Source organism: Methylobacterium sp. B1, assembly GCF_000333255.1.
Lineage (GTDB): Bacteria > Pseudomonadota > Alphaproteobacteria > Rhizobiales > Beijerinckiaceae > Methylobacterium > Methylobacterium fujisawaense.
The window spans coordinates 1-6,873 of record NZ_BACT01000477.1 but is presented as its reverse complement, the minus strand read 5'-3'; the positions used below and the strand labels follow the sequence as shown (position 1 = coordinate 6,873).

The 6,873-nt window shown below is 68.1% G+C and carries 8 protein-coding genes, 1 tRNA gene and 1 pseudogene; 4 read left to right on the top strand and 6 right to left on the bottom strand.

What is annotated here, in order from left to right; translation table 11 throughout:
• The coding region (locus I53_RS14100) for an ABC transporter ATP-binding protein (protein ID WP_043351725.1) at positions 1-611 on the top strand (611 nt) is incomplete at its 5' end.
• Between the two features lie 160 nt (positions 612-771).
• On the top strand, positions 772-1,062 hold the full coding sequence (locus I53_RS31320) for a hypothetical protein (RefSeq protein WP_374701324.1): 291 nt from the start codon (positions 772-774) through the stop codon (positions 1,060-1,062).
• Positions 1,063-1,101: 39 nt separating this feature from the next.
• On the opposite strand, the gene I53_RS14095 is transcribed toward I53_RS31320, so the two are convergent.
• The gene (locus I53_RS14095; RefSeq protein WP_251982316.1) at positions 1,102-1,443 is read right to left on the bottom strand and encodes an AraC family transcriptional regulator; all 342 of its coding nucleotides are present in this window, start codon (positions 1,441-1,443) and stop codon (positions 1,102-1,104) included.
• A gap of 55 nt (positions 1,444-1,498) precedes the next feature.
• Here I53_RS14095 and I53_RS31315 point away from each other — a divergent pair, with 55 nt between their 5' ends.
• Positions 1,499-1,942: an IS3 family transposase gene (locus I53_RS31315; RefSeq protein WP_085987663.1), complete on the top strand. Its 444-nt coding sequence runs from the start codon at positions 1,499-1,501 to the stop codon at positions 1,940-1,942.
• Here the strand turns inward: I53_RS31315 and I53_RS31310 are convergent.
• Positions 1,878-2,833, bottom strand: a protein-coding gene (locus I53_RS31310; protein WP_085987662.1) for an IS630 family transposase whose coding sequence is annotated in 2 segments (ribosomal slippage) — positions 1,878-2,494 and positions 2,494-2,833 — 957 coding nt in all. Because the reading frame shifts where the segments join, the coding sequence is not laid out codon by codon here. The genes I53_RS31315 and I53_RS31310 overlap by 65 nt on opposite strands.
• A 26-nt stretch (positions 2,834-2,859) precedes the next feature.
• Between I53_RS31310 and I53_RS14080 the strand changes: the two genes are divergently transcribed.
• Entirely contained in the window at positions 2,860-3,342 is a 483-nt protein-coding gene (locus I53_RS14080) for a DDE-type integrase/transposase/recombinase (RefSeq protein ID WP_083936056.1), read from the top strand.
• Between the two features lie 64 nt (positions 3,343-3,406).
• On the opposite strand, the pseudogene I53_RS31305 reads toward I53_RS14080, so the two are convergent.
• The 4 genes and pseudogenes from I53_RS31305 to tsaE form a co-directional block, all read right to left on the bottom strand.
• A pseudogene (locus I53_RS31305) lies at positions 3,407-3,905 on the bottom strand (transposase).
• Positions 3,906-4,219: 314 nt separating this feature from the next.
• Positions 4,220-4,296, bottom strand: a tRNA-Arg gene (locus tag I53_RS14070).
• A gap of 125 nt (positions 4,297-4,421) precedes the next feature.
• A complete protein-coding gene (locus I53_RS14065; protein WP_043351719.1) occupies positions 4,422-5,162 on the bottom strand; it encodes a nucleotidyltransferase family protein in 741 nt (246 codons plus the stop codon).
• Positions 5,163-5,181: 19 nt separating this feature from the next.
• Positions 5,182-6,744: a tRNA (adenosine(37)-N6)-threonylcarbamoyltransferase complex ATPase subunit type 1 TsaE gene (gene tsaE / locus I53_RS14060; RefSeq protein ID WP_051044815.1), complete on the bottom strand. Its 1,563-nt coding sequence runs from the start codon at positions 6,742-6,744 to the stop codon at positions 5,182-5,184.
• Positions 6,745-6,873 lie beyond the last annotated feature (129 nt).

Sequence of the window (6,873 nt, the reverse complement as noted above, 5' to 3'; positions counted from 1 at the left end):
TCGGCAACGTCGCCTACGCGGTCTCCGCGCGCTGGCGGACGGCGCCCAGGGCCAAGGTCGAGGCGCGCGCGAGGAAGGCCATCGCCACGGTGGGACTGGCGGGCTCCGAGCACAAGCGCCCGTCCGAACTGTCGGGCGGCATGAAGCAGCGCGTCGGCATCGCCCGGGCGCTCTCGATCGAGCCGAAGATCTTGCTGATGGATGAGCCCTTCTCGGCGCTGGACGCGCTGACCCGGGGAACCCTGCAGGACGAGGTCCGCCGCATCTGCGTCGAGACCGGCCAGACGGTGTTCATGATCACACACGACGTCGACGAGGCGATCTATCTCGCCGACCGGATCGTGCTGATGACCAACGGACCCCGAGCGAGGGTCGCGGAGATCGTCGAGAACCCGCTGCCGAAGGACCGTGATCGCACGCAGCTCCACCATGCGCCCGGGTATTACGCCCTGCGCAACCACCTGATCGACTTCCTGGTAACCCGCTCCACGACGCTGCGGGACGCGATGCCGGACGGGTACGACCCGCGCCATCCGCCGGTCGTGCGGCCTTCCCTGAGCGAGGCGGACGCGGCAGCCGGCGCCGCCGAGCCTCCAGCCCGCCGGGCCTGATCCGCGGCCATCGCCCACGCGGCGGGATATCTGCCGCCGGATCGCGCGGAAGGCATCGGCAGTCCCGACGGTAAACCGCTTCGCCCGTCACCCTCGCCCGGTGCGCGAACGCGAGGCGTGACTTGCCGAACTCCTCGGCCTCACCGAGGCGGAGGAGCGGATGCTCAACGAGCCGCTGATCTACCGGTTCTACCAACGGGTGATGGTCTACGGCACGACCTTCAAGGAGCTGATCCAGGAGGGGTTCGGCGCGGCATCATGCCGGCGATCGACTTCAACATGGACATGGTCCGCGAGGCCAGCAACAAGGGCGACCGGGCGACCGGGCGAAGCTCACCATATCGGGCAAGTTCCCGCCGCACAAATCTTACGGCAACAACGACGACAGGCCGGAATACGGGCTCAAATCATAATGAAATCAGGTCCGACCGGCGGCTTGCAACGTGACTAAAATGCTTCCACTATAATTTCGGTCAGAACAACTCGCAATTTATGATCGGCCAATAAGCCTGTAATGTTTAGGTGTGAGCCCGGTCAACCGCCGAAAAGCCGTTGCCAGATGGCTTTGACTGGAGAAGCCCGTATCGAAGGCAATCGCCGTGACGGCAAGGTCGGTCGAGAGGAGCATGGTCTTGGCCCGCTCGACACGGCGTGAGAGGACATACTGGTGAACCGTCGTTCCCCATTGCTTGAGGCACACGCGGGATAGGGTGCGAGGGGATACGCCGATCTCGGCGGCAAGCGCCTCGAGGGAGAGGTCCTCGGCGAGCCGCTCTTCGATCAGGTCGCGGATGCGCCGCATCTCGCCGCGATCCAGCGCATCGTTGTCCAATACCGTCCGTGATCACCGGCCCGACAGCCTCTCTGTCGCTGCGGGATGCCAACTGATGGGTCGGGCGCGCTCCGCCTACTACGACGCTCCGCCGCGTGCTGCCGACGACACTGCCCTTGTCGAGGCTATGGCCGCGGTCTGCGACGCGTTCGAAGCCTACGGCTGGCACCGCGTCCAGGCGGCCCTGCGCCAGCAGGGATGGCGGGTGAATCACAAGAAGGTCCGCCGCCTCATACGCGCACATGATCTGCAGCCACGCGTTCGGCGCCGCTATGTCACGACCACCGATAGCGATCACGAGAGCCCGATCTTCCCGAACCTGGCCCAGGACATCGTGCCAGACGGGCCTGACCAGCTCTGGGTCGCGGATCTGACCTACGTCGCGGTGATGGGCGGCTTTGTCTACGTCGCGATCATCCTAGAGCGGCATCCGATCATGTTGGATCATATGCGTCGTAGCCTGCGGCGGCGAGATAGCGGCGGCATTCGGCTGGCGTGAAGCGTCTGAAGGCTCGTCGGATAGTGTCCCAGAGGTCGCTGATCGTGCGAGCAGCCTCGGCACGAAGAATGGCCTTGAGCTTGGCGAAGGCGCGTTCAATCGGGTTGAAGTCGGGGGAATAGGGCGGGAGGTAGAGCAGCCTCGCTCCCGCCGCCTCAATGCACTCGCGGATGCCGCTGACCTTGTGGGCGGGCAGGTTGTCGAGCACGACCGTGTCGCCGGGCCTGAGGGCTGGGACGAGGGTTTGTTCGACATAGCCACGGAAGCGAGCGCCAGTCATCGGTCCATCGAAGAGTGCGGTGGCTGTCAGGCCGCTGGTGCGCAGACCGGCAGTGACCGTGATGGTTTTCCAGTGGCCGAACGGCACCGCGACCCGGCAGCGTTCGCCGCGCGGGGCTCGCCCATAGCGGCGGACCATCTTCGTGTTGGTGGCGGTCTCGTCGAGGAACACGAGCTTGTCCGGGTCGAGATCGAGCTGGCCGTCGAACCAGGACAGGCGCGCGGCCTTCACGTCTTCTCTCTCCTGCTCGGCGGCGTGGCCGGTGTTTTTTTGCGCGTGATGCCGTGGCGCTTGAAGAAGCGGGACAGGCTGCTGCCCCCAACCCGCAGACCCAGTTCGGCCAGACGGTCGCGCAACTCATGCAGGAACAGCTCGGGCTGCGCTTCGTAGGTCTGCCGGATCAGGTCGGCCTGTGCCTCGATGGTGTGCGAGCGTTGATCGCCGCCCATCGGCTTGGCCTGTGTCCGACCCTCCTGCACGAAGGTCCCGTGCCAGCGCACGGCGCTGGCCGGGCTGACCTCGAAGCGCCGCGCCGCCTCCCGGCGCGAAGCCCCCGCCTCGATCGCGGCTACGACACGCTCGCGCAGATCAACGGACAGGGCAGACGCCATCGGCTCTCCTCCTCGGAAAGCCGCGCATCGAATCACATCACCGCCGCGGCCGAAACCCTAAACGATTCAATTCGATCGGTGACCACTCTAGATGGGTGGTCGGCTACGCACTCGGCCGGTCGATCGACGCCCGCCTGACCATCGCGGCTCTGCGCGCGGCGATCGAGCGACGTCGGCCGGTGCCGGGACTGACCCACCACACGGACCGTGGCAGTCAATATGCTGCCGAGGCGTATCGGAATGTGTTGGCCGAGCACGGTATCGTCGATTCGATGGGCCGGCGCGGCAATCCCTACGACAACGCCAAGGCCGAGAGCTTCATGAAGACGCTCAAGGTCCAAGGAGTGTACCCGATGGCGATTGAGACCTTCGCCGATGTGGCGGCCGAACTGCCGCGCTTCATCGAAGAGGTCTATAACACTCGCCGCCTGCACGCCGCACTGGGTTATCTGAGCCCCGTGCAGTTCGAGGAGCAACACGCCCAGCAGACGGTCAAAACCGCCGCCTGATCGTGCCCACCGTCAGGGGTCCACTCCATCCTGATGGGGGACCTTGCCCCCTGTTTGCCCTCGTTCATAACCAGAGCCCGTTCCGGTTCTGGTCGTGCTCGGACCGGGTTGCAGATGCGTTCGGGGTTGAGCCCGCCGAAGCTCGTGTGAGGGCGGCAGGTGTTGCAGTCCGCCCGCCACACCTCGGCCATGGTCCGAGCCGCCGGCAGGCTCCGGAACAGCTGCTCGCTCAAGCACTCGTCGCGCAAGCGGCCGATGAGGGCCTCGACGAAGCCGCTCTGCTGCGTGCATTGGACGTCAGAAGGTTTTCTCCAGAGCCTCGCGCAGCGTGGCCACGTCGAGCCTCGCCTCGACCAGGAGCGTCTTGCGCTTACGGCTCTCCTCGTCGAGCGCCTTCAGCCGGCGCGCATCCGAGACCTCCGTGCCGCCCCAGCGCGAGCACCACGTGTAGAACGTCGCGTCGCCGATGCCGCGACGGCGGCAGACCTCAACAACCGGCAATCCGGCCTGCTGCTCCTTCAGGATCCGATGCTCTGCGCTTCGCTGAACCGGCTCTTCTTCATCGTCCGTCCCCTGATCGACGGACTCTCGCTTCAGAACGAGGGCAAGCCAGCGGCCAAAGGAGGAGTCGCATTTCGCGATCTCCCTGGCATCCACGCCCGCCCGCTACGGTCGGAGGTGTGGCGAGGCGAGCGTGGAAGGTCAGTGGGGGCTTAGGCCACCGACAAGCTCGGCAGTAGCAAGCGAGCTTTGCCGGATCATGTCCCGATGTCACGAACGCTGATCGCGCATCCGGTGCAGGCGTCAGCCGTTACCGCATGGTTCCCCACAGCGTTAACCCGGTGCGTTCGGGAATGTCTGAAATTTAGCTAGGTGATGGCGCGCCCGAAAGGATTCGAACCTCTGACCCCCAGATTCGTAGTCTGGTGCTCTATCCAGCTGAGCTACGGGCGCCTGACACGGCGGCGGGGTCTTGGCCCGCCGGTGTGAAGGGGCTTCTAGAGGCTCGGATCCGGCTTGGCAAGACACTTTGGACAACGACTTGCGCGGCCCATGCGTCGCGCTTCGCTCCCCCGGACCTACGGAGTCCGCGCGCTCGCCCGCACGCGCTCCTCGGCGGCCCGGATCGCCTCGGGCGTTCCGACATGCAGCCACTGGCCGTCGAGCCGCATCCCGAAAAGCCGCCTCGCCGCGATCGCCCGGTCGAACAGCAGGTTGAGGGAGAAGGCGCCCGTCGGCGTGTCCGCGAACAGGCTCGGCGTGAGGATCGCCACGCCCGCGTAGATGAAGGGCGCCACCTCACGCTCGCCGCGCCGCTCCAGGCGCCCGTCCGGGTCCATCACGAAATCACCGGCCCCTTCGTAGCCGAGGCTGGTGGCGGTGGGGGCCACCAGCAACAGGCCATCCATGCGGTCCCCATCCCAGCTCTCGATCAACCGGCGCAGGTTGGAGGCCGGCCCCTCGAGCCAGAACGAATCCGAGTTCAGCACCACGAACGGCCCCGCGCCCAGCAGCGGCAAGGCCTTGCGGATGCCACCGCCCGTCTCCAGCAACGCTCCACGCTCGTCGGACACGAGCGTGGCCGGCCCCTCGGTCCGGCCCGCAAGATGCCCCTCGATCAGGTCGGCGAGATAGTGGACGTTGACGACCGCGGTCCCGATTCCGGCCTCGGCGACCCGGTCCAGGGCGTGATCGAGCAGAGCCTTGCCGGCGACCTCCACCAGGGGCTTCGGCACCGTGGCGGTCACCGGCCGCATGCGCTTGCCCAGGCCCGCGGCCAGGACGAAGGCGCGGCTGACGGCGGGGGCGGGCTCGCTCATGCGGTCGGGAATCCGATGGTCAGGGTTCGGGAGCCGGAGCGACGAGGCCCGGCAAATGATCCGCGTGCCACGCCCGCAGTCCGGCGAGCGCCGGATGGGCGAGGTTGCGGGCGAGATAACCCTCGATCCGCGGCAGATGGGCGAGATAACCGGGCTTGCCGTCGCGCCGGTCCAGGCGCGCGAAGATGCCGAGGATCTTCGTGGCCCGCTGGGCCGCAAGCAGCGCGTAGGCGGTGGCGAAGGCCCCGACATCGAAGGCCGGGTCCCGGCCGCGGCGCTCGCGGGCGTAGAGGCCGAGCAGCCGCAGCTCGAACTCGGCGCTGGAATCGACCCGGGCATCCTGCAGCAGCGACGCGACGTCGTAGGCCGGGTGGCCCATCACGGCGTCCTGGAAGTCGATCAGCCCGACCCGCTCCAGCCCGTCGCGCTCGGGCAGCCAGATCAGGTTCGGGGAGTGGTAGTCGCGCAGGGTCCAGGTCGGCCGGTCCGGGATCGCGNCCTGAAGCGCCTCCCGCCACAGGTCGACGAACGCCGCCCGCGCCTCCGCCGTCAGGCCGACGTTCCGGATCGCCGGCGCGTACCATTCGGGCATCAGTTCCGCCTCGAACAGCAGCGCCTCCATGTCATAGGGCGGCAGCACGTGCTCGATCCCGTCCTCCACCGGCAGGGCCGAGGGGAGCGGATTGGCGTGGAGCTTGGCGAGCACGCGCACGGCCTCGGCGTAGCGCTCGGGCCGCGGGGCGCCCCCCTCGATCACCGGCTCGCTGCCGAGATCCTCGAGGATCAGCAGGCCCTCGGCGAGGTCCTCGCCGTAGATTTTGGGCGCCGAGAGGCCGAGCGCCCGCAGGCCGCGGTCCAGGGCCACGAAGGCGTGGACGCTCTCGGCGAGGTGCACGATCGCGCTGTAGGGCTTGCCGTCCCGCACCGGGGGCCCGTCCGGCCGAGGCGGCGCGATCATCAGCACGGCGCTGGTGCCGTCGGGCTTGGTCAGACGCTCGTAGGCGCGGGAGGAGGCGTCCCCCTGCATCAGCGTCCGCTCGGCGATGTCCCACCCGCTGCGGTCGAGGAGGCGGCGCACCGCCCGGGCCCGATCGAGGCGGGCGCGCATGCCGCCGGTGCCGTCGATCCGGGCGAGCCGCGCCTCGGGGCCGAACTCCGCCCGCAGGGACAGGTCGACGGTCAGCACCGGACCGTCGCGGGGCGGCATCCGGTCCGGCCACTCGACCAGGGTGATCGCGCCCTCGGCCATCTCGTCGAAGCCGAGTTCCACCAATTCGTCGGGGTCGCGCAGCCGGTAGAGGTCGGCATGGATGATCGGCCGACCGTCCCGGGCCGCATAGGGCTGGATCAGCGTGAAGGTCGGGCTCGGAACCTCCAGCTGCGCGTCGCCGGCGAGTTCGCGGATCACCGCGCGGGCGAGCGTGGTCTTGCCGCCGCCGAGGCCACCCGACAGGGCGACGACGTCCCCGGGCAGCAGAAACTCGGAGAGGAACAGGCCGAGATCCTCCGTGGCCGTCTCGTCCGGCAGCACGAATTCCCAGGGCACCGGCCGCGCGGATGCGCCTGCCGCCCCATCGGCCATCTGCCCGTCCCGCTCGTCTCCGCCCAAAGCCCGCCTCCGAGACCCGAAGACGCATGGTCCGAAAACACGCACCGGATGCAAGCGTTTCCGCCCGGAGCCGCGCGCTTCCCGCCGGCCCGGGCATCGAAC

Coding starts and splice junctions, on each gene's coding strand:
- I53_RS31320 (WP_374701324.1), top strand. CDS start 772: ATGCTCAACGAGCCGCTGATCTACCGGTTCTACCAACGGGTGATGGTC.
- I53_RS31315 (WP_085987663.1), top strand. CDS start 1,499: ATGGGTCGGGCGCGCTCCGCCTACTACGACGCTCCGCCGCGTGCTGCC.
- I53_RS14065 (WP_043351719.1), bottom strand. CDS start 5,162: ATGAGCGAGCCCGCCCCCGCCGTCAGCCGCGCCTTCGTCCTGGCCGCG.